Origin of the sequence: Pseudoalteromonas sp. Bsw20308 (genome assembly GCF_000310105.2) — a bacterium.
In the GTDB taxonomy this organism is placed as follows: Bacteria; Pseudomonadota; Gammaproteobacteria; order Enterobacterales; family Alteromonadaceae; genus Pseudoalteromonas; species Pseudoalteromonas fuliginea.
In genome coordinates this window covers 793,367-814,204 of record NZ_CP013138.1, presented here as the reverse complement: position 1 = coordinate 814,204, position 20,838 = coordinate 793,367, and the positions used below count along the sequence as shown (strand labels likewise).

At 38.9% G+C, this 20,838-nt stretch carries 23 protein-coding genes; 14 read left to right on the top strand and 9 right to left on the bottom strand.

Translation table 11 applies throughout. The annotated features are described in order from the left end of the window. Positions 1 to 94: 94 nt before the first annotated feature. Positions 95 to 1,177, top strand: a complete 1,083-nt coding sequence (locus tag D172_RS03480; protein ID WP_007378314.1) for a trypsin-like peptidase domain-containing protein — start codon at positions 95 to 97, stop codon at positions 1,175 to 1,177. A gap of 57 nt (positions 1,178 to 1,234) precedes the next feature. Here the strand turns inward: D172_RS03480 and murA are convergent, their stop codons facing one another. From murA to D172_RS03445, 7 genes are read right to left on the bottom strand one after another with little or no spacing between them, the layout of a single operon-like run. Next, complete coding sequence (gene murA, locus D172_RS03475; RefSeq protein WP_007378313.1) at positions 1,235 to 2,494, bottom strand: UDP-N-acetylglucosamine 1-carboxyvinyltransferase; 1,260 nt, start codon at positions 2,492 to 2,494, stop codon at positions 1,235 to 1,237. Between the two features lie 14 nt (positions 2,495 to 2,508). Beyond that, the gene (locus D172_RS03470; protein WP_007378312.1) at positions 2,509 to 2,766 is read right to left on the bottom strand and encodes a BolA family protein; all 258 of its coding nucleotides are present in this window, start codon (positions 2,764 to 2,766) and stop codon (positions 2,509 to 2,511) included. A 5-nt stretch (positions 2,767 to 2,771) separates the two neighbouring features. Then, positions 2,772 to 3,065 (bottom strand): STAS domain-containing protein, encoded by a 294-nt coding sequence (locus tag D172_RS03465; protein WP_007378311.1) that lies wholly within the window; start codon positions 3,063 to 3,065, stop codon positions 2,772 to 2,774. Next, positions 3,058 to 3,738, bottom strand: a complete 681-nt coding sequence (locus tag D172_RS03460; RefSeq protein WP_007378310.1) for an MlaC/ttg2D family ABC transporter substrate-binding protein — start codon at positions 3,736 to 3,738, stop codon at positions 3,058 to 3,060. Before D172_RS03460 ends, D172_RS03465 begins: the two co-directional genes overlap by 8 nt. A gap of 5 nt (positions 3,739 to 3,743) precedes the next feature. Next, positions 3,744 to 4,292, bottom strand: a complete 549-nt coding sequence (gene mlaD, locus D172_RS03455) for an outer membrane lipid asymmetry maintenance protein MlaD (protein ID WP_007378309.1) — start codon at positions 4,290 to 4,292, stop codon at positions 3,744 to 3,746. A gap of 13 nt (positions 4,293 to 4,305) precedes the next feature. Further along, positions 4,306 to 5,085, bottom strand: coding sequence for a lipid asymmetry maintenance ABC transporter permease subunit MlaE (gene mlaE / locus D172_RS03450; RefSeq protein ID WP_007378308.1), 780 nt, complete (start codon positions 5,083 to 5,085; stop codon positions 4,306 to 4,308). Next, on the bottom strand, positions 5,085 to 5,900 hold the full coding sequence (locus D172_RS03445; RefSeq protein WP_033015593.1) for an ATP-binding cassette domain-containing protein: 816 nt from the start codon (positions 5,898 to 5,900) through the stop codon (positions 5,085 to 5,087). Before D172_RS03445 ends, mlaE begins: the two co-directional genes overlap by 1 nt. Positions 5,901 to 6,168: 268 nt before the next feature. Between D172_RS03445 and D172_RS03440 the strand changes: the two genes are divergently transcribed. The 13 genes from D172_RS03440 to D172_RS03380 all read left to right on the top strand — a co-directional run bounded on the left by D172_RS03440 (position 6,169) and on the right by D172_RS03380 (position 16,058). Further along, a complete protein-coding gene (locus D172_RS03440; RefSeq protein WP_007378306.1) occupies positions 6,169 to 7,137 on the top strand; it encodes a calcium/sodium antiporter in 969 nt (322 codons plus the stop codon). A 3-nt stretch (positions 7,138 to 7,140) separates the two neighbouring features. Beyond that, positions 7,141 to 8,112: a KpsF/GutQ family sugar-phosphate isomerase gene (locus D172_RS03435; protein WP_007378305.1), complete on the top strand. Its 972-nt coding sequence runs from the start codon at positions 7,141 to 7,143 to the stop codon at positions 8,110 to 8,112. Then, positions 8,113 to 8,664 (top strand): 3-deoxy-manno-octulosonate-8-phosphatase KdsC, encoded by a 552-nt coding sequence (kdsC, locus tag D172_RS03430; protein ID WP_007378304.1) that lies wholly within the window; start codon positions 8,113 to 8,115, stop codon positions 8,662 to 8,664. It abuts the gene before it with no gap. Beyond that, positions 8,661 to 9,215, top strand: coding sequence for an LPS export ABC transporter periplasmic protein LptC (lptC, locus tag D172_RS03425; RefSeq protein ID WP_007378303.1), 555 nt, complete (start codon positions 8,661 to 8,663; stop codon positions 9,213 to 9,215). Before kdsC ends, lptC begins: the two co-directional genes overlap by 4 nt. Continuing rightward, positions 9,205 to 9,747, top strand: a complete 543-nt coding sequence (gene lptA / locus D172_RS03420; protein ID WP_007378302.1) for a lipopolysaccharide transport periplasmic protein LptA — start codon at positions 9,205 to 9,207, stop codon at positions 9,745 to 9,747. Before lptC ends, lptA begins: the two co-directional genes overlap by 11 nt. Continuing rightward, positions 9,744 to 10,469, top strand: a complete 726-nt coding sequence (lptB, locus tag D172_RS03415; RefSeq protein WP_007378301.1) for an LPS export ABC transporter ATP-binding protein — start codon at positions 9,744 to 9,746, stop codon at positions 10,467 to 10,469. Before lptA ends, lptB begins: the two co-directional genes overlap by 4 nt. Before the next feature lie 69 nt (positions 10,470 to 10,538). After that, the gene (locus D172_RS03410; RefSeq protein ID WP_007378300.1) at positions 10,539 to 12,038 is read left to right on the top strand and encodes an RNA polymerase factor sigma-54; all 1,500 of its coding nucleotides are present in this window, start codon (positions 10,539 to 10,541) and stop codon (positions 12,036 to 12,038) included. Positions 12,039 to 12,064: 26 nt separating this feature from the next. Next, positions 12,065 to 12,352: a ribosome hibernation promoting factor gene (hpf, locus tag D172_RS03405; RefSeq protein WP_007378299.1), complete on the top strand. Its 288-nt coding sequence runs from the start codon at positions 12,065 to 12,067 to the stop codon at positions 12,350 to 12,352. Between the two features lie 4 nt (positions 12,353 to 12,356). Beyond that, positions 12,357 to 12,809, top strand: a complete 453-nt coding sequence (ptsN, locus tag D172_RS03400; protein WP_033015583.1) for a PTS IIA-like nitrogen regulatory protein PtsN — start codon at positions 12,357 to 12,359, stop codon at positions 12,807 to 12,809. 19 nt (positions 12,810 to 12,828) lie between these two features. Continuing rightward, positions 12,829 to 13,674, top strand: coding sequence for an RNase adapter RapZ (gene rapZ / locus D172_RS03395; RefSeq protein WP_007378297.1), 846 nt, complete (start codon positions 12,829 to 12,831; stop codon positions 13,672 to 13,674). Positions 13,675 to 13,717: 43 nt separating this feature from the next. Beyond that, a complete protein-coding gene (locus D172_RS03390; RefSeq protein ID WP_007378296.1) occupies positions 13,718 to 13,990 on the top strand; it encodes an HPr family phosphocarrier protein in 273 nt (90 codons plus the stop codon). Between the two features lie 101 nt (positions 13,991 to 14,091). Continuing rightward, entirely contained in the window at positions 14,092 to 15,450 is a 1,359-nt protein-coding gene (mgtE, locus tag D172_RS03385; protein WP_007378295.1) for a magnesium transporter, read from the top strand. A 56-nt stretch (positions 15,451 to 15,506) separates the two neighbouring features. Then, a complete protein-coding gene (locus D172_RS03380; RefSeq protein WP_007378294.1) occupies positions 15,507 to 16,058 on the top strand; it encodes a protein disulfide oxidoreductase in 552 nt (183 codons plus the stop codon). A gap of 183 nt (positions 16,059 to 16,241) precedes the next feature. Here the strand turns inward: D172_RS03380 and D172_RS03375 are convergent, their stop codons facing one another. Then, entirely contained in the window at positions 16,242 to 18,419 is a 2,178-nt protein-coding gene (locus tag D172_RS03375; protein WP_007378293.1) for a YgiQ family radical SAM protein, read from the bottom strand. Positions 18,420 to 18,529: 110 nt separating this feature from the next. Further along, positions 18,530 to 20,722, bottom strand: coding sequence for an EAL domain-containing protein (locus D172_RS03370; RefSeq protein ID WP_033023812.1), 2,193 nt, complete (start codon positions 20,720 to 20,722; stop codon positions 18,530 to 18,532). Positions 20,723 to 20,838 lie beyond the last annotated feature (116 nt).

Here is a 20,838-nt window from a genome sequence, read left to right as displayed (position 1 = left end):
TTGCTATAAATGAAATAAAAGTAACAGCGGCACTTGCCGCTGTTATTTTTTTTATGCCATCATAAAGAAATTACTTCCTTATAATAAGAATCCCGTGCTGAAACTAATAAAATTTATTCTCCCGCCATTATTTGCAGGGCTTAGCATTGCTTTTTTAGTGGTTTTTTTCAGCCCTAATATGCGAGCTTCTCTATTACCGAACGTACCTCTTGCGAGTGCAATGAGTACTAGCCATTTAAGTTTCTCAGATGCTGTTAAACGTGCAGCTCCCTCCGTAGTGACTATTTTTTCTGAGAGCATTTCGAAAGAGCCTCGTTATAAAAGACAAAATACCGTACAAGAATTAGGCTCTGGTGTGATTATGTCGCAAGATGGCTACATTCTTACTAACTATCATGTAGTGAATAATGCAGATCAAATTATGGTTATTCTGACAGACGGCAGGCGCTTTTTTGATGTCCAACTAATCGGCTTTGATACGATTACTGATCTTGCATTACTTAAAATAAACGCAGACCACCTTCCCGTTATTCCTATAAGCGATAGCTATACGTCGAGTGTAGGTGATGTAGTACTAGCCATAGGTAACCCACTTAATTTAGGACAGACAATTACCCAAGGTATTATTAGCGCTACTGGTAAGCAAAAAATTACAGACAGCCCTTATAATAACTTATTACAAATGGATGCCGCTATTAATGTAGGGAATTCAGGTGGCGCATTAGTCAATTCTAACGGTGATTTAGTTGGTATCACTTCAGCCCAATTTAAAACGCGTGAAAATTTAAACATACAGGGAATATTTTTTGCTGTGCCGTATTCACTTGCTAAAAAAGTGATGGGAAAATTGATTCGACATGGTCGTGTAGTTAGAGGCTACCTTGGTTTTGAAGGCACCGCAGTAGACAGCACAGGTAAAGAAGTTAACGATAGCCTAACTCCTGTTTCAGGCATGCGAATTACGAACTTAGATCCCTTAGGCCCAGCTTGGCAAGCAGGTATTGAAGAACAAGATATCGTTATTAAAATTGCAGGGCTTTCCGTAGCAAACCCGCAAAAAGTACTTGAAAAAATAGGCAATACAGAACCTGGGAAAGAAATAGAGTTTGAGCTTTATCGAAATGGCAAAATAGAAAAAATCATGGTGATGGTCGCAGAGCTTGAAACAAAACTATAACTACTAATTGTAGGTCGGTGTGTATTTACATATCCGACCTACATATATTAGGCGCTTTTAACTGCTTCTACGTTTAATATTAGCACCTAATGCACTGAGCTTATCTTCAATGCGCTGATATCCTCTGTCAACGTGATAAATACGGTCAACAACGGTTTCACCTTGCGCGACTATACCTGTTAAAATTAGACTCGCTGAAGCACGTAAGTCAGTTGCCATAACTTGCGCACCGCTTAGGCTTTTGGTTTCACCACAAATAGCCGTGTTGCCCTCAAGACGAATATTAGCACCCATGCGCTGTAACTCAGGCACATGCATAAAACGGTTTTCAAAAATCGTTTCTGTAATCGTTGCACTGCCATTTGCCACAACATTCAATGCTGTAAATTGAGCTTGCATATCAGTAGGAAAACCAGGATGTGGAGCGGTTTTAATATTAACAGCTTTAAGCTCTCGGCCACGCATATCTAAGTAAATACTGTCATCATGCACCTCAAGTAATGCATTCGTTGCACGCAGCTTTTCAATCACAGGTTCAAGTGAATGAAAATCAGTATTCTTACAAAGTACCTCACCGCCAGCCATTGCAGCCGCCACTAAAAATGTACCTGTTTCAATTCTATCTGGCAAAATACTATGCTCACAACCCGCCAAGCGCTCAACACCTTCTACTTCGATACGGCTAGTACCTGCACCAGTGATTTTAGCACCCATTGCAATTAAACAATTAGCTAAATCGATAATTTCAGGCTCACGCGCGGCATTATCAAGTATGGTTTTTCCATCAGCAAGCGCTGCTGCCATCAGTAAATTTTCAGTAGCACCAACACTAACCATCTCCATAAAGATTTCAGCGCCTTTTAAGCGACCATTTACCTTGGCATTAATATAACCATTTTCAACGCTTATTTGTGCGCCTAAGCGCTCTAAACCTTGAATATGGATATCAACAGGACGAGCACCAATAGCACAACCACCTGGTAATGAAACCTGAGCTTCACCAAAGCGTGCCACTAAAGGGCCTAGTGCAAGCACAGAAGCACGCATTTGTTTAACGAGCTCGTAAGGGGCAAGCGTCTGATTTACCGTTGCGCCATCAATAATAAGTGTGTCGCCTTGCCAATTAACATCTGCACCTAAAGTTTTTAATAGTGCTTCGGTGGTAACAATGTCACGTAAACGTGGAACATTAGTAAATGTACTTTTACCATCAGCAAGTAAAGCAGCAAACAAAATAGGAAGCGCTGCATTTTTAGCACCAGAAATAGTAACTTCACCAGCAAGTGAAGTGCCACCTTGAATTACAAATTGATCCATTTAGGAGGCCTTACTTATTGCGGTAAAATAAATTTTTGTTCACGTTTCCACTCTGTTGGAGTGAAAGCGCGAATAGAAACTGCGTGAATTGTGCCATCTGAAATTGTATTCATCAACGGACCATAAACTAGCTGTTGCTTTTTAACACGGCTTAAACCGTCAAAGCATTCACCAACTGCAATTACTTCATAATGACTACCATTAGCTTTTACATGCACTTCAGCTAATTGAAGTTCATCGCGTAATAATGTTTCGACTTGGCTAGTTTCCATAACTCTCACTCAAATAGGGTTGTAACTTGACCCAACTGCATTAAATTTTGCAATTGTTCAGGTGGATTTTGCAATTCAAGACGAATGCCTTGCTGCTTAAATTCTGCAAAAGAGTGAATTAACCAAGCTAAGCCCGCTGTGTCAACCCTTGATACCTCACTAAGGTCAAAATAAGTGGTTTTATGCTTAGTTATTAACTTATCGTTCAAAAGCCGTTCATTACTAATGGAATTTCGAGTAAGTTCACCACTTACTCGAAACTGCTGTTCATCAACTTGGCTAATTGCCAATTTAGTCATTCGAGCTACTGCCTCTAAATTGAACAGGTAACTTACTCTTTTGCTCTAAAAGGTTGCTTACATTGTCAATACCTTGCTGACGTAAAATACCTTGTAGTTCGCTTTGTTTGGCGTCTAATAAACTAATACCTTCAGCAATCATATCGTAAGCTCGCCATTCACCATCGCGATCTTCACGAACTTTAAAGTCTATTCTGATATCAGGTTTACCATCTTCAAGAATTTTAGTTTTAACAACAACGACATCTTTACCTTTAAATGGTTGCTCAGCACCAAACTCAACTTTTTGATTTGTATATTGTGTAAATACACCAGCGTAAGTGGCAACTAAATATTCTCTAAATACACCAATAAAGCGCTGAATATCTTTAATCGCTTGGGCTTTTTCAGCTTCATCTGTAATTGCTCGTACTTTAGATACTTCACTACCTAACACGCGAAGTGCTGCATATTTGTAGTCAATATAAGGCATTAATTCTTCTTCAACAATGACACGAAGATGCTCTTGATTTTTAATGATTAATGGCTGATCTTTTTTGATACGTGCAAACGTATTGTCCGCTACTTGACGCACCATTTTGTTTGGATCATTCAGTTTAACATCTGCAGCACTTACGCTTTGAGTTAGCGTCATTGTGCTAATTGCTACAATAGCTAGAAACTTTTTCAACATAATAATTACTCACTACCTTGGTTGAATAAAAACTGCCCAATTAACTCTTCAAGTACAATGGCAGACTTAGTATCAGTGATTGAATCACCGTCACCTAACGCTTTACTGTCTACACCAAATAAATCATCAATTGCTTCGTCTTGCTTATTTTCGGTTACGGCTTGACCTAAACAGCGTTGCTCTGCTGAATTAGGAGAAATAACAGGGTGGATACCTAGGTACTGCTCACCTAAAATACCCGATGTTAAAATTGAGATTGAGCTCGTGTCTGAAAAACGACATAAATACTGTGCATCAATGGTCATATTAACCACTGGCAAGAACTCCTGTGGATGAACATAAATTGACTCTACTCGACCAATAACGACTCCGCCCACTTTTACTGGTGCACGTGCCTTTAATGACCCTATGTTTTCAAATTTAGCATTAAGTGTGTACGTCTCGCCTGAGCCGCTAATACCTGAATTGGCGACTTTAAGCGCAAGCATAGCAAACGCTAAAATTCCTAACGCCACAAAAAAACCAACTAAAATTTCTAATTTCCGTGAATTCATTATCTATACCCTATTAGCTGGTAAACATTACCGCTGTCAAAATAAAGTCAAACCCTAAAACCGCCAATGACGAATGAACAACCGTTTCGGTGGTTGCTTTACTGATCCCTTCAGAGGTCGGCACACAGTCATACCCTTTATAAAGTGCTATCCAAGTCACCACAATGGCGAATACAAAGCTCTTAATAATACCGTTTAGTATGTCTTGCTGAAATGATACTTGTGATTGCATAATTGACCAAAAGCTACCCGTATCAACACCAAGCCAATCAACTCCGACTAAATGAGCACCAATAATTGCCACTGCTGAAAATATCACCGCTAGTAACGGCATACTTATAAAGCCTGCCCAAAAGCGCGGTGCAATAATTCGTTTTAGTGGATCAATTGCCATCATTTCCAATGATGATAACTGTTCTGTTGCTTTCATTAAGCCTATTTCTGCAGTAAGCGCACTGCCCGCTCGCCCTGCAAATAATAACGCTGTAACAACAGGCCCGAGTTCTCGTAATAAACTTAATGCCACTAATGGCCCTAAACTATCCTCTGCACCATATCCAACTAATACCGTATAGCCTTGTAATGCCAAGACCATACCGATAAATAAACCTGACACCATAATAATGAGCAAAGATTGCGAACCCACCATGTAGAGCTGACGAATAAGTAGAGGTGTACCCTTTTTAAAGTTAGGTACATTTACAAGTGCGCCAAAAAGCATATAAGTTGAGCGACCCAGAGCCGCAAAACGACCTAGCGTCTTATGCCCTAATTTTTGAAATAAATCCAACATTATGCTTTTTCTCCAAGCAACTCATCTGCATATGTTTGAGCTGGAAAATGAAAAGGCACGGGACCATCAGACAAACCTTTTAAAAACTGTTGCACTAAAGGAGACTCATGATTGCGCATTTCGTCAGGTGTTCCACAACCAATTACACCCTGATCAGCGATAATAATAACGTGGTCAGCAATACTCATTACCTCGTTAACATCATGGGTTACAATTAAAGAAGATAAACCAAGCACTTCGTTGAGTGACTTAATTAATTTAACCAACACCCCCATAGAAATAGGATCTTGGCCTGCAAATGGTTCATCGTACATTATAAGTTCAGGGTCGAGCGCAATAGCACGTGCCAGAGCTGCGCGCCTAGCCATACCTCCCGATAATTCAGAAGGCATTAAATCTTTCGCTCCGCGTAGCCCAACAGCTTGCAATTTCATTAGCACAACCAACCGAATTAGGTCTTCACTCAACTCAGTGTGTTCCCTAATTGGAAACGCTATATTATCGAATACCGACATATCAGTAAACAACGCACCACTTTGAAAAAGCATACTCATTTTAGTTCGCGCTTCGTAGAGTTCTTTGCGCGACATATTTGGGATACTACCACCTTCAAATAAAATATCACCGGAGTCAGGCTTAAGTTGACCGCCAATTAAACGCAACATGGTCGTTTTACCAATTCCGCTTGGCCCCATAATCGCAGTGATTTTACCTTTAGGAACGCTAAAGCTCATATTTTTATATATGCTTCTATCGCCTCTCGAAAAGCTAACATCCTTGACTTCTACTATTGATTGCGACAAGTCGCTCTCCATAACAATGTTCACTAGTGCACCTATTTTAAAGCTTTTTTAACCAAGATGGAAAAAACAATTCGTAAGATTTTGTAATACACTTGCAAAAAGGAGTATAAGACTCGTTTATAACGGCTTAACTGCAGCTTAAGGTGCTGATATAAGCGCCTTAAAATATTATTCAACAAGTTATTGTAATTAGAGTTGACCTGACTCTTTTATTTATACTTTCACCTTTGCTTTTGTTACTATTCGCGCCATCTGTATTTTGAATAACTGGCTTAATATAATGGTTACCTCGTTTGTTATTTTAATTCTTGGTTTTGCGGCTCTTGTTTGGAGTGCAGACAGGTTTGTTTATGGCGCAGCGGCACTTGCAAAAAACTTTGGCGTACCAACCCTAATTGTAGGCTTAACTGTTGTGGCAATGGGTTCGTCAGCCCCAGAGATGATGGTTTCCGCTTCTGCAGCGCTCGCAAATAAAACAGATACTGCAGTTGGTAACGCTGTCGGTTCAAACATAACAAACATTCTACTTGTGTTAGGTATTACAGCGTTATTTAGACCTCTGTCTGTATCTTCAAGTACATTAAAACGCGAAATGCCACTGGTCTTGCTGATATCATTCGCTACCTGGTATATTTTTTCAGACAATTATTTTTCATTAGCCGAAGGTATCGCCTTACTTATTGGCTTTATCGTGTTTATAGGCGGTTTGATTATTATTTCACTGCGCGCAAAAAACCAAGATGACCCATTTATAACCGAAGCCTGTGACGACGTACCTAACGATGTACCAACTAAAAAAGCGGTATTTTGGTTAGTTATTGGCATGGTTCTACTCCCTGTTAGCTCACATTTTTTAATTGGTTCCGCAGTCGACATAGCTAAATACTTTGGCCTAAGCGATCTAGTCATTGGCTTAACTATTATTGCCATTGGCACGAGCTTACCGGAGCTTGCAGCTTCAATTGCCGGTGTATTAAAAAATGAAGATGATTTAGCTCTAGGCAATATTGTTGGTTCAAACATTTTTAATATATTGGCTGTGTTACCGCTCGCAGGTATTATTAATCCATCCATTATCGATCCGTCAGTAGCGAGTCGAGATATACTCATTATGATTGGTGCAACATTTGCTCTTATCATCATGTCATTGAACTTTAGAGGCACCCAACGCATCAATAGAGTGGAAGGTGGCTTATTGCTTATCGCATTTTTGGGCTACCAAGGGTATATTTTTAGTCAAGTAGGGTAAATAATGACGACGCTGAACTTTATCGAACAGGGTCTTCGTGTTCTCAATATTGAACGCCAAGCACTTAATGACATAGCGCAATATGTAGATGAAAATTTTCATCAAGCATGCCAATTAATGTTTGACTGCGAAGGTCGAATTATTGTTATTGGCATGGGTAAATCAGGCCATATAGGTAATAAAATTGCAGCAACACTTGCAAGTACAGGAAGCCCTGCCTTTTTTGTACACCCAGGCGAAGCTAGCCATGGCGATTTAGGAATGATCACCAAAAACGATGTTGTCATGCTTATTTCAAACTCAGGTGAGACGAGTGAAGTTTTAAATATTATCCCTGTTTTAAAACGCCTTGGCGCAAAAATAATCGCCATGACAGGCAATACTAAATCGACCATGGCAACACATGCAAATGTACATGTATGCATTAAAGTAGAAAAAGAAGCATGCTCTTTAGGGTTAGCACCAACGGCGAGCACTACAGCGACTCTTGCTATGGGCGATGCGATGGCAGTGGCTCTGTTAGAAGCTCGTGGTTTTACCGCCGATGATTTTGCGCTTTCTCACCCTGGGGGCAGTTTAGGCAAACGATTATTACTAACCTTAAAAGATGTTATGCACAGCGGCGCAAATACACCTATTATTAGCGTTTCACAAACCGTAAAAGATGCACTTATTGAAATGTCAGCCAAAGGCCTTGGTATGACAGCCATTGTTGATAAAAGTAATCAGCTCGTGGGATTATTTACCGACGGTGATTTACGCCGTATTTTAGAGCAAAGACTAGATATTCATACAACACAAATAGACCTTGTTATGACTAGGTCATGCACAACAGCGACACAAGATATTTTAGCTGCTGAAGCGCTTAATATAATGGAACACAAACGTATAAATGGCTTGATTGTTGTTAATGAGCAAAACCAGCCTATTGGCGCACTAAATATGCAAGACTTATTAAAAGCAGGAGTATTATAAATGCAATTTGAAGAACTCTATCAACCGCTGAGTGCTGATGCAAAAGCACGTGCTAAAAAAGTAAAACTACTTATATGCGATATTGATGGTGTATTTTCTGATGGCCGAATTTATCTTGGCAATCAAGGTGAAGAGCTCAAAGCATTTAATACAAAAGATGGTTTTGGCATTAAAGCGCTTATAAACAGTGGCTTTGAAGTGGCTGTTATTACTGGTCGCCATTCGCAGATAGTGCAACAACGTATGACCAGTTTAACAGTACAACATATTTATCAAGGTCAAGAAAACAAGCTTATTGCTTACGAAGAGCTAAAAAACAAGCTTCACCTAAGTGATGATCAAATTGCCTACATTGGTGATGATGGCCCCGATATGCCAGTAATGGAATTAGTCGGGTTTGCCGTTGCAGTTAACGATGCTCACCCACTAATCAAGCGTTTATCACATTACACGACACAGATGCTGGGTGGTTTTGGCGCAGTGAGAGAACTAACCGACTTACTTATGCTAGAGAACGACAAACCACTTACTAGCAAAGGTACTAGTTCATGAATACAGCGCGCATAATTTTAAGCGTTTTATTCATCAGCTGTATGGTTTGGCTTTGGTACCCTTATTTTGCACAAACAAATATGACAGCTCAGGTTGAAGCTGAAGTTATCGCTAAGCCTGATTATATTGCTATTGAGCTAAAACAAACGGCCTATGATGAAAATGGTAAAATTAATCATAAAGTTACAGCTGCTAAAATGGAATTATATCAACAGTTAGGCTTTACCTTTTTTGAAAAGCCCATTTTCACCTTATATAACGAAAAACAAACATGGCGAATAAATGCAGACGAAGCAACGTTATATGAAGGAAAACAATTAATTTTAGAAGGTAACGTGGTTGCCAAGAATCTTACTGATAATGCAATGATAGACAAGATTAATGCGGATAATATTCAAGTAGATATAAAACTACTCACGATGCGTTCAGAGCAACCCGTTATTGTTACGGGACCCAATTTAAAGATCACCGGTAAAGGCCTTGAAGCCGATTTAAAAACTGAAGTGATAAAACTTATTAACCATACGCGAACTATATATTATGACCAATAAAATTTCAAAAATACTTATTATTCCGACACTTATACTAGCTTTCAACCTTAGCGCTGCTGAACAAGCGATTCAACCTGCAGCGAATCAAATATCAATAAGTGCCGACAAACAAGAAGGCCAATTAAAAGAAAACGTCGGAATTTTTGAAAAAAATGTTGAGATTATTCACGGCAACCGCCGTATTACAGCCGACCGTTTAGAAGTACATAAACGTGATGAATTAGGCGATAATAAACAGCTACTAATTGCAACTGGTAGCCCTGCATATTTCGAAGAAAAACAAACTGATGGCACTATAATGAGCGCCAGCGCAAACGAAGTTCGTTATGATGTAGCTAAACGATTTTTAACCCTTATTGGCGATGCACAAGTATCGCAAGCGGGTCAAAAAATAAATGCCAAGAGTATTACTTACGATATGCAACAGCAATTAATTAGCGCTGAAAAAGACGAAAACTCAACCGATCGTGTGCATACTATTTTAGTACCTATTGAGACTAAAAAAGAAAAAAACGATAAAGGTCAGCCATGAGTACATTAAAAGCAGAACTATTAGCTAAAAGTTATAAAGGCCGTGAAGTTGTAAAAAATGTAGGTCTGGAAGTAAAGGCTGGCAGCATAGTCGGGTTACTTGGCCCTAATGGTGCAGGTAAAACCACAACGTTTTATATGATTGTAGGCCTTGTACCTAGTGATAAAGGCAAGATTTCTATCGACGATAACGATATTACTCTTTTACCTATGCATAGTCGTGCTAGATTAGGCATTGGTTACTTACCCCAAGAATCATCAATTTTTAGAAAGCTTACTGTTTATCAAAATTTAATGGCTATTTTAGAAACACGTAAAGAGCTAAATAAGCAAGCAAGAGAAGACACACTTAACAATTTATTAGATGAATTTAGTATTCAGCACATTCGTGATAGCCAAGGTATGGCATTATCAGGAGGCGAGCGTCGCCGAGTTGAAATAGCGCGAGCACTAGCCGCTGATCCTAAATTTATATTGCTTGATGAGCCTTTTGCTGGTGTTGACCCTATTTCAGTGTTAGATATAAAGAAAATAATAGAACATCTTAAAAATCGTGGTATTGGTGTGTTAATTACCGACCATAATGTAAGAGAAACTCTTGATGTTTGCGAAAAAGCCTACATAGTTTCTCATGGTGAGTTAATTGCTTCTGGTACACCAGAGCACGTATTAAACGATAAAACAGTACGTGATGTTTATTTAGGCGAACAATTTAGGCTGTAACATTTACGCCATGTCTTTAAGCATCTGCTAGTATTAATTATAACAACATAAAAGGATTGTTAGAGATACATGAGGCAATCATTACAGCTGCGCATGGGCCAGCAACTTACAATGACTCCACAGCTGCAACAAGCAATTCGCCTGCTGCAACTCAGTACATTGGATCTCCAGCAAGAAATACAAGAAGCACTCGACAGCAACCCCCTATTAGAGGTTGAAGAGCAAGATTACGCCGAAGATTCTGCTGGTAAAAACGAGCAAAAAGCAGATAACGACGATGTAACTGTTAGCGCAAATGCTGATGATGTTCCGAGCGAATATGAGCAAGACAGTGGTGAAGCACTTGCTAAAGATACGCTAAGTGATGAAATGGCTATGGATGTTAGTTGGGATGAATATATGAGCGCAGCCCCAGCGTCATCATCAGGACCAATGCCTGAAGATGAATCTATATACCAAGGCTCCTCAACTGAAACGCTCCATGAATACCTAATGTGGCAACTACAACTGACTCCCTTTAGTCCTACCGATGAAGCGATTGCGATTGCGATTGTTGAAGCCGTAGATGATTCGGGTATTTTAACGCTGAGCTGCGAAGAAATTTTAGAAAGTTTTAATCAAGAGAACGAAGAAGACAACGAAGTTGAACTTGACGAAATAGAAGCTGTTTTAAAACGAATTCAATTGTTTGACCCTGTTGGTATTGCAGCACGTAGTTTACAAGAATGCTTATGTATTCAGCTGAACCAATACGATAAAGAAACACCCTATATTAATGAAACAAAAATGATTTTAACCGAGCACATTGATCTATTAGCTGCTCGCGACTATCGTACATTAATGAAAAAAACAAAGCTCAAAGAAGAAGAGCTTAAAGAAATAATGACTTTAATACATACTCTTAGCCCAAAACCGGCGGATACTATAGTTAGAGAAGAATCTGAGTATGTAATTCCTGATGTATCGGTGAAAAAAATAAAAGGTCGCTGGGTTGTTGAACTAAACCCAGATAGCATGCCTAAAATCAGAGTCAACAGCCAATATGCAGCAATGTCACGCACCGTTAAATCAAGTGGTGATAGCCAGTTTATTCGCTCGCATCTACAAGAAGCTAAATGGTTTATTAAAAGTTTAGAAAGTAGAAACGATACACTATTAAAAGTAACTAATTGTATTGTTAAGCAACAACAAGGTTTTTTTGAGCATGGCCCCGAAGCCATGAAACCAATGGTTTTAAATGATGTAGCAGAAATGGTAGAAATGCACGAATCAACTATTTCACGCGTAACAACTCAAAAATATATGCATACACCTCGCGGTATTTTTGAGCTTAAATATTTTTTCTCAAGCCATGTAAGTACTGAAAATGGAGGCGAATGCTCATCAACAGCAATACGCGCTCTCATTAAAAAATTAATCGCAGCAGAAAACTCAGCAAAACCATTGAGTGATAGTAAAATTGCAGATATATTAGCTGAGCAAGGAATAAAAGTAGCGAGACGTACAATCGCAAAATATCGCGAATCTCTAGCTATTCCACCGTCAAATCAGCGAAAAAGTTTGATTTAAGACGCTAAACAAAGAGGGTAATGCTTATGCAACTAAACTTAACTGGTCGTCACGTAGAAGTAACTGATTCATTAAGAGATTATGTAAATACCAAATTTGCGAAGCTAGAAAGACACTCAGATCATATTAATAATGTTCATGTCATTCTTGATATAGAAAAATTAAACCAAAAAGCTGAGGCAACGATTCATGTAAGTGGAGCTGAGTTATTTGCCTCTACTGAACATCAAGATATGTACGCCGCCATTGACTCGCTGATTGACAAGCTCGATCGCCAAGTTATTAAACACAAAGAGAAGCTTGCTCGACACTAATATTATGAAATTAAGTTCACTTATATGCCAGGACTGCAGCAGAGCTGCGGTCCTTTTTAATAGTAAAAAAAGAATTTTAGAGTTCATCAGTCAACTTGCTCATGACAAGCTCCCATATCTTTCTCAACAAGATATTCTCAGCGCCTTAATGAATAGAGAAAAACTGGGAAGCACTGGTATAGGAAGAGGTATTGCAATCCCTCATGGGCGAATGAGCGGTGCAGAAGAGCCTTTAGCACTCGTATTAGTAAGCGAAACACCTATTAATTTTGATGCAATAGATAATCGCCCTGTTGATATATTTGTTGCTCTCATCGTACCTGATGGCGATAACCAGCAGCACTTAAAGACGCTCGCAACGATAGCTGATAAACTAAATAATAAAGATTTTTGTAAACAGTTACGCAGCGCAAAATCAGATACTGAACTGTATCAAGTTATTGTAGAACAATCGTAATTAACATAATGGGTGATAAATGGAATTAATTATCATAAGTGGCCGTTCCGGTTCTGGAAAATCGGTTGCTTTACGCGTAGTTGAAGATTTAGGTTATTATTGCGTAGATAATATTCCAATTAATCTGCTACCTTCTTTAGTGAGAAGTGTATCTGATAACTACGACAAAATTGCAGTTAGTATTGATGTCCGTAATTTACCAAAAGAGCAAGATGAATTTAACGATATCCTTGAATACTTACCTGGCTTTGCTAAACCGACTCTGTTTTATCTAGACAGTGAGGATCAAACATTAATTAAACGTTTTTCTGAGACTCGCCGTCTACACCCGTTATCAGTTGACTCATTACCTCTTGATTTAGCTATAAAAAAAGAAAAAGAACTACTCGATGTTCTCACGACTCGCGCTGACTATATGATCGACACGAGTGATTTAAGTGTTCATCAACTTGCTGAATCAATTCGTGAAAAAATTCTGGGTAAAAAAGATAAACAACTCATTGTTACTTTTGAGTCGTTTGGCTTTAAACACGGCATTCCTAAGGAAGCTGATTATGTCTTTGATGCACGCTTTTTACCGAACCCACATTGGGAGCCAGAATTAAAACCTTTAAATGGCTTAGACCAACCCGTAAAGGATTACTTAGCCAGCCACAGCATTGTCCAAAAGTTCACTTGGCAAATTCAAACTTTTGTACAAACATGGTTGCCACATTTAGAGCGAAATAACCGTAGCTACTTAACTATTGCTATAGGTTGTACTGGTGGGCAACATCGCTCAGTATATTTAGCACAAACGATTGGTGAAAGTTTTTCGATGACACATCCAAATGTAAAAATCCGCCATAGAGAACAAGAAAAATAACTCATTCAAAATAATCATCTGTTCAGCTTAGGTAGAGTAACTTATGCGTTTAGAAGACACTTTTTTAATAAAAAATAAATTAGGACTTCATGCAAGAGCCGCTACAGTATTAGCGCAACTTGCTATTAAATTTGATGCCTCAATCATGATATATCAAGATGATAAAGAAGCGCCTGGGGACAGTGTATTGGCTTTAATGCTACTGGAAAGCAGTCAAGGAAAAGAGGTAAAAGTAGTGTGTGAGGGCCCTGATGCCGAACAAGCTTTAAATGCCGTTGGTCAATTGATAGCACAACGCTTTAATGAAGAAGAATAGCACTTAGCTAAAAACCGAAACTAAGATAAACTAAATGTGGTTAATTACCCCATTAATAAACCTCCCTATCCATAGTTATATAGAAATCAATAAGGACGCCAATGCCTGAAGCTTTTGAACAAGACTATCCACTACAACAATTAAAACAAGTGACAAAGTCGCTTAACAGTGGTCAATTTGTTCAAGTTAGGCGGATGTTAGCAAAAACAGCTCCTTGTGATACCGCATTATTATTAGAGTCATCGCCGCATAAAATTCGCCGACTACTTTGGCAGTTGGTTGACCCTGATGTACAAGGTGATGTTCTTGAAGAGCTTTCCGAAGATGTTCGTTTAGGCATTATTGCCCAAATGGAACCTGAGCACATTGCAGCCGCAACTGAAGACATGGGCCACGATGACTTAGGTGAAGTACTCCGTAGTTTACCAGACACCGTTTATAAAGACGTTGTCAGCGCGATGGATATTCAAGACCGTGAACGTGCAACACAAGCACTTTCATATCAAGAGCGTTCAGCTGGCGCGCTAATGAACACCGATACGGTAACCATTCGTCCTGATGTAACGCTCGATGTTGTACTTAGATATATTAGGCTACGTGGGGAGCTACCAGAAGGTACAGATGACCTATATGTTGTTGATAAACACAACTGTTTTATAGGCGCTCTATCACTGAGTACGTTATTAACGAACCCACCTGAAAAAATTGTTCGCGATTTAATGGATGAAGATTGTGAATCAATCCCAATTTCAATGGATGAAAGTGAAGTCGCGCAACTATTTGAGCGCCATAATTGGATATCAGCACCTGTTGTGGATGATAACGATCAATTACTTGGTCGTGTCACTATCGATGATATTGTTGACGTAATTCGAGAAGATGCAGAGCATAGTTTACTAGGCTTAGCCGGTCTAGATGATGAAGAAGATACCTTTGCGCCAGTACTCAAAAGCTCTAAAAAGCGCTCAGTTTGGTTAGGTGTCAATTTACTAACCGCACTTGCAGCGGCCTTTGTTGCTAGCTTTTTTGAAGGAACACTAGATGTTTTACCTATTTTGGCGGTACTAAACGGTATTGTCCCTTCTATGGGTGGCGTTGCAGGAAGTCAATCGTTAACGCTTGTTATACGCGGTATTGCGGTAGGCCATATAAACCAAACAAACCAACGCTTTTTAATGATGAAAGAACTTGCCATTGGTGCATTAAACGGTATTTTGTGGTCATTATTAATTGCAGGTGTTATTGCCCTATGGCAATGGGACTTTATGCTTGGTGGTGTACTTGCCTTCGCTATGTTTATGAACTTAGTCGTGGCTGGTGTGGCTGGCGCAAGTATTCCAATAATACTTAAAAGAATGAATATAGACCCCGCACTTGCAGGGAGTGTGGTGCTAACCACTGTGACAGATATTGTTGGTATATTCGCCTTTTTAGGAACTGCTACCTGGTTGCTGGTATAAATTAGAATTTTTTGCAAATAACTAAAGTAAAAAATACTTAGGGTAAAGCAGCAATTATGACAACGAATATCAAGAATAAAAAAGTGACACCCAAAAAAACGCTAAAACAAAAAAGCGTATCCATATTAAAAAGTGTATTGGTATATGGCTCTATATTTTTCGTCATTTATACCGCCGTCAATTGGTGGCGGCAACCTGTCATGCCAGCAAATCCTCAATTACAATTAACAGATTATAAAGGGCAAAACATTGATCTAGCAGCAATGAGCCAAGATAAACCAACCCTTGTGTATTTTTGGGGAACTTGGTGCTCTATTTGTAGTATTACCTCCCCTGCCATAAACGAACTCGCAAACGAGAATAATTATCCTGTCGTGAGCATCGCAATAAAATCAGGTTCTGATCAAGAACTACATAACTATCTAAATGATCATGGCTACAGTTTTACGACCGTCAACGATCAACACAGTGAAATATTTACCGATTGGCAAGGGCAAGTCACGCCATCTTATATAATCTTAAAAGATAATAAAATGACGCAAGGGCTAACAGGTATTCAGCCGTTATGGTCACTTAAATTACGTTTGTGGTTATCATCAACGTTATAAGGAAGAACTGACTGCAAATATATAGGCACTAAATACGCGCAGCTCAAAGAGGGGGCTCTAAAAGCTCACTCTTTATCATCTACAATAATATTGATAATAAAGAGCAAGGTTAACTCAACTTACGTATTACGAAGGCTGAAAAGCGCGTATCGCAATTAAACTAATAACTGGCAGATTGAATTACTAACGTGTACTTTGACGATTACCACCTACTTTTGGTTTAGTGTTTGCCTTTTTAAATTGGCTAAAACCGGTATGTCGCGTTAATGCTGGTCGCCCGCCTTTTTTACCGCCTTTACCTATTTTTTCATCACGCCCTTCTTCTGGCACTAAACAGTTAGGCCCTTTACCAATTAAATTAGCTTTACCCATTTTACGTAGTGCTTCACGTATCATCGGCCAACCTGCTGCATCATGGTAGCGTAAAATAGCTTTATGCAATCTACGTTGGCGAGCGCCTTTAGGTACTGGAACAACTTCTGAGTTGTTTTTTATATTACGTAAAGAGTTCATCTCTGTATGGTAAATAGTCGTCGCATTAGCCATAGGTGATGGGTAAAAATTTTGTACCTGATCAAGCTTAAAGTCGTTTGATTTAAGCCATAAAGCCATATTTACCATGTCTTCATCTTTTGTACCTGGGTGAGCAGATATAAAGTAAGGAATTAAATACTGCTTTTTACCGGCTTCTTTAGAGTACTTATCAAATAGTTCTTTAAATTGATCGTACGCTCCCATACCTGGTTTCATCATTTTTGATAATGGACCATCCTCTGTATGCTCTGGCGCTATTTTTAAGTAGCCACCCACATGATGAGTTACTAACTCTTTAACGTAACGAGGGTCGCGTACAGCTAGGTCATAACGAACACCTGAAGCAATCAATACCTTTTTAATACCCTTAACTTCACGTGCTTTTTTATACAAATCTATTGTTGGCGTATGATCTGTATCCATGTGTTTACAAATATCAGGATATACACATGATAAGCGTCTACAGGTACTCTCTGCCTTTTTGCTCGTACAGCGCAGCTTATACATATTCGCCGTTGGACCACCTAAATCAGAAATAACACCAGTAAAGCCGGGAACTTTATCTCTAATTTGTTCAATTTCTTCAATAATAGATTCTTGCGAACGACTTTGAATAATGCGCCCTTCATGCTCTGTAATTGAGCAAAACGAACAACCACCAAAACAGCCACGCATAATATTAACTGATGTTTTAATCATATCGTAAGCAGGTATTTTAGCATCACCATAACTTGGGTGAGGAATACGCTGATACGGCAAACCAAATACAGCATCCATTTCATGTGTTTCTAACGGGTATGCTGGCGGGTTTACCCAAATAGAACGATCGCCGTGTCGCTGAAACAGCGCTCTTGCACAACCAGGATTTGTTTCTTGATGCAAAATGCGCGAGGCGTGGGCGTACAAAGGTTTGTTAACACTTACTTGCTCATAAGCAGGTAACTTAACGTAGGTTTTTTCCCACGGTTTAGGTCGCGCAGGCTGAACCATAATTGGTTTTGCAGCTTCAGCTTTTAAATCAATACCGGCTTGTTTAAATTCAGATTTACTACAGCCAACATCATCCGCGCCATATGGGTTTGGAATAGGGTCGATTTTACCAATTTTATCAATAGCGGTAGAATCACTGCCACGCCAACCAGGTAGGGGCTCTTTTCGAATAACAGCCGTGCCGCGAATATCCTGAATCGTATCCATCGTTTCGCCCGCCGCAATACGGTGTGCAACTTCAACTAACGGGCGCTCTGCGTTGCCATAAATTAAAATATCCGCTTTTGCATCAAACAAAATACTACGACGTACTTTTTCTTGCCAATAATCATAATGAGCAATACGACGAAGGCTAGCTTCAATACCACCAATAACAATTGGGATACCTTTGTATGCTTCACGGCATTTTTGCGAGTAAATCATTACGGCACGATCGGGGCGTTTACCGCCGACGTTATCAGGTGTGTAAGCATCATCATGACGCATACGCTTTTCGGCAGTATAGCGGTTGATCATTGAATCCATGTTCCCAGCTGTTACACCAAAAAATAAATTCGGTCTGCCTAGCTCCATAAATGCATCTTTAGAGTCCCATGCTGGCTGGGCAATAATGCCCACTCTAAAGCCTTGCGCTTCAAGTACACGGCCAATTACCGCCATACCAAAACTAGGATGATCAACGTACGCGTCGCCACTGATAATAATTATGTCGCAGCTATCCCAGCCAAGTGCATCCATTTCTTCACGTGTAGTAGGTAAAAATGGCGCGGTGCCATAACATTCAGCCCAATATTTAGGGTATGAAAATAAGGCGCGCTTAGCTTTGAGTGTGCTCATAAATTTAGCCGTAGAATAACAAAAGGCGCGAATTATACCTTATAGCATTGTTTATATATACAACATTACAATGTGTGATGTGGCTTTAGCTGTAAAATCATAATTTAACTTTAATTATTTTGCTTATTAATAAACTCAATTAATTCGTGCTCAGGCATCGGCTTGGCATACATAAACCCTTGCACCTCATCGCACCCTAAATCTTTCAAAAATTTAGCTTGTTCCTGCGTTTCAACTCCTTCTGCAATCGTTTTTAAACCCAACTTAGCACCAAGTGATATAACCAAAGCAGCTATTGCACCTGTGTCATCATTTGGTAAACCTTTAATAAACGCCCTATCTATTTTTAATCTATCAATTGGTAAACTCTGGATATAACTTAAAGATGAAAAGCCTGTACCAAAATCATCAATAGCCACCTCAACACCTAATTTTTTGAGTTCTTGGAGTGTATTAATGACAGTTTCTAACTCATCCATAACCACACTTTCAGTTACTTCCAACTCTATATTTTTTGGCTGCACACCATATTTTAATAATGTATTTTTAACGGTTTGTGCATACCCTTTTACTTTAAATTGTGGAACAGATACATTTACTGCAATGCAAATATCTGCGCCGGCACTTTCCAATCGTTTTTGTTGCTGGCATGCTTGCTCTAATACCCATTGTCCTATATCAACTATTAGCCCTGCATCTTCAGCTAAGGGAATAAATACAGCAGGTGAAATATAAGTGCCATTTTCTAAAGGCCAGCGCAAAAGCGCCTCACAGCCAATTAATGATAGATCATTAAACGCCAATTGAGGCTGATACCACACCTCTAGTTTATTTCTAGCAAAATCATGCCTTAGTTGCCTAATAATACCGAGTCGCCATGCAATGGCGTCCTCCATATCAACGCAGTAATAAACACCTTCTTTATGTTTATTCTTTTTAGCTTGATTAAGCGCAATATAAGCTACTTTGAGGGTTTCAATACCTGTACTTTGAAAATCTTGCTGTTGACATAAACCAATTTTAAACCCCACCGGTAATATATGCTCTGCAGCACAAAATGAAATACTAAGTTTTTCGTTAAAGTCTGTAATATTAAATTCATTTTTAAGGATAACAAAACCAAATACATCAGCCCCAATACGTGATAGTAATTTAGCTGTTGGGTAAATTTCCTTTAAACGCTCAACAATAGCAATTAATAACTTATTACCAACCTCTTGCCCTAAACCATTATTAACATCCGAAAAATTCATTACATCAAGTAAAACAAGAAGGTAGTCATTTTTTTGTGGTTTTTGATAGCGCTCTATTCGCTCAATAAAATTAGTTCGATTGGAAATACCTGTCAGTACGTCTCTGTAAGCCGCATCTCTCAACTTAACAAATAGCCTAACGTTATCTAAAGCAATGCTTACATTTGCAAAAAATATTTCTGCAAATTGCAATTGAGTACGCGTTATCACTTCGTCGCATTCAATATAAATGGCTGCTTTTCTGTGCTTACTTCTTAAAACAAATGTAGCGCTAGTATCTGTATATTGATGTTTTTTTTGACTAAAAGACGCTTCTACTTCATTGTATATCCGACTATCAACCTCAGCTAAATTTTCTCCAAAGTATGTTTCATAGCGCGTGCAACCACCCAAGACTTGAATGTAATTATTACCATCTAGTTTGCTGCAAATTAAGCCTTTATCCGGGCACTGTAAAATAACACTTAAGTGCTTTATAATTCTTCTGCACAGTACTTTTATGTCGGTCTGTCCTAAAATAGACTTCGAAGCCGATAAAATAGAGTCCATTGCTTTATGCTGGTACTCTAATTGGCCAATTTGTTCATATGAGCGAATTGCGGTAATTAAAGAGGTGACGAGCTTAGAACGTGTTAATTCCGTTTTTGTTTTATAATCATTGATGTCATATTCACGAGTTACTTTTTCTTCAGGTATACTACCGGCTTGCCCCGTACGTAAAATAATCCTAACATGTTGGTTATTAAGCTCCTCACGGACCCGCCTTACAACCTGTAAACCTGCATCATCAGTTTCCATTATCACATCTAAAAAAATGACTGAGATTGAGTTTTTTCGAGATAATATAGCAATAGCTTCAGCACCAGAATAAGCATCATGAAATCGAAATCCAGCTCCTTTGTATTCCAACCCAGAGAGAGCTAATTTAGTTACAGAATGAATAGCAGGATCGTCATCGACGATTAAAATATCCCAACAATCAGAAGGCTCTGAGATGACTTCATCATGGTCTTCTTTTAAAAATAAAAAACCGCTCGATTCTGATGACATTCATGCTCCTATTAATAACAAGCAAAAAAACAACCAACTTAAAAACAATAACTTAGTAAAAACAACAGCTCAACATTCTCGTTAACACCTTAGTTAGGATTAGATTGTTTGAACTT

Coding starts and splice junctions, on each gene's coding strand:
- murA (WP_007378313.1), bottom strand. CDS start 2,494: ATGGATCAATTTGTAATTCAAGGTGGCACTTCACTTGCTGGTGAAGTT.
- D172_RS03470 (WP_007378312.1), bottom strand. CDS start 2,766: ATGGAAACTAGCCAAGTCGAAACATTATTACGCGATGAACTTCAATTA.
- D172_RS03465 (WP_007378311.1), bottom strand. CDS start 3,065: ATGACTAAATTGGCAATTAGCCAAGTTGATGAACAGCAGTTTCGAGTA.
- D172_RS03460 (WP_007378310.1), bottom strand. CDS start 3,738: ATGTTGAAAAAGTTTCTAGCTATTGTAGCAATTAGCACAATGACGCTA.
- mlaD (WP_007378309.1), bottom strand. CDS start 4,292: ATGAATTCACGGAAATTAGAAATTTTAGTTGGTTTTTTTGTGGCGTTA.
- mlaE (WP_007378308.1), bottom strand. CDS start 5,085: ATGTTGGATTTATTTCAAAAATTAGGGCATAAGACGCTAGGTCGTTTT.
- D172_RS03445 (WP_033015593.1), bottom strand. CDS start 5,900: ATGGAGAGCGACTTGTCGCAATCAATAGTAGAAGTCAAGGATGTTAGC.
- D172_RS03440 (WP_007378306.1), top strand. CDS start 6,169: ATGGTTACCTCGTTTGTTATTTTAATTCTTGGTTTTGCGGCTCTTGTT.
- D172_RS03435 (WP_007378305.1), top strand. CDS start 7,141: ATGACGACGCTGAACTTTATCGAACAGGGTCTTCGTGTTCTCAATATT.
- kdsC (WP_007378304.1), top strand. CDS start 8,113: ATGCAATTTGAAGAACTCTATCAACCGCTGAGTGCTGATGCAAAAGCA.
- lptC (WP_007378303.1), top strand. CDS start 8,661: ATGAATACAGCGCGCATAATTTTAAGCGTTTTATTCATCAGCTGTATG.
- lptA (WP_007378302.1), top strand. CDS start 9,205: ATGACCAATAAAATTTCAAAAATACTTATTATTCCGACACTTATACTA.
- lptB (WP_007378301.1), top strand. CDS start 9,744: ATGAGTACATTAAAAGCAGAACTATTAGCTAAAAGTTATAAAGGCCGT.
- D172_RS03410 (WP_007378300.1), top strand. CDS start 10,539: ATGAGGCAATCATTACAGCTGCGCATGGGCCAGCAACTTACAATGACT.
- hpf (WP_007378299.1), top strand. CDS start 12,065: ATGCAACTAAACTTAACTGGTCGTCACGTAGAAGTAACTGATTCATTA.
- ptsN (WP_033015583.1), top strand. CDS start 12,357: ATGAAATTAAGTTCACTTATATGCCAGGACTGCAGCAGAGCTGCGGTC.
- rapZ (WP_007378297.1), top strand. CDS start 12,829: ATGGAATTAATTATCATAAGTGGCCGTTCCGGTTCTGGAAAATCGGTT.
- D172_RS03390 (WP_007378296.1), top strand. CDS start 13,718: ATGCGTTTAGAAGACACTTTTTTAATAAAAAATAAATTAGGACTTCAT.
- mgtE (WP_007378295.1), top strand. CDS start 14,092: ATGCCTGAAGCTTTTGAACAAGACTATCCACTACAACAATTAAAACAA.
- D172_RS03380 (WP_007378294.1), top strand. CDS start 15,507: ATGACAACGAATATCAAGAATAAAAAAGTGACACCCAAAAAAACGCTA.
- D172_RS03375 (WP_007378293.1), bottom strand. CDS start 18,419: ATGAGCACACTCAAAGCTAAGCGCGCCTTATTTTCATACCCTAAATAT.
- D172_RS03370 (WP_033023812.1), bottom strand. CDS start 20,722: ATGTCATCAGAATCGAGCGGTTTTTTATTTTTAAAAGAAGACCATGAT.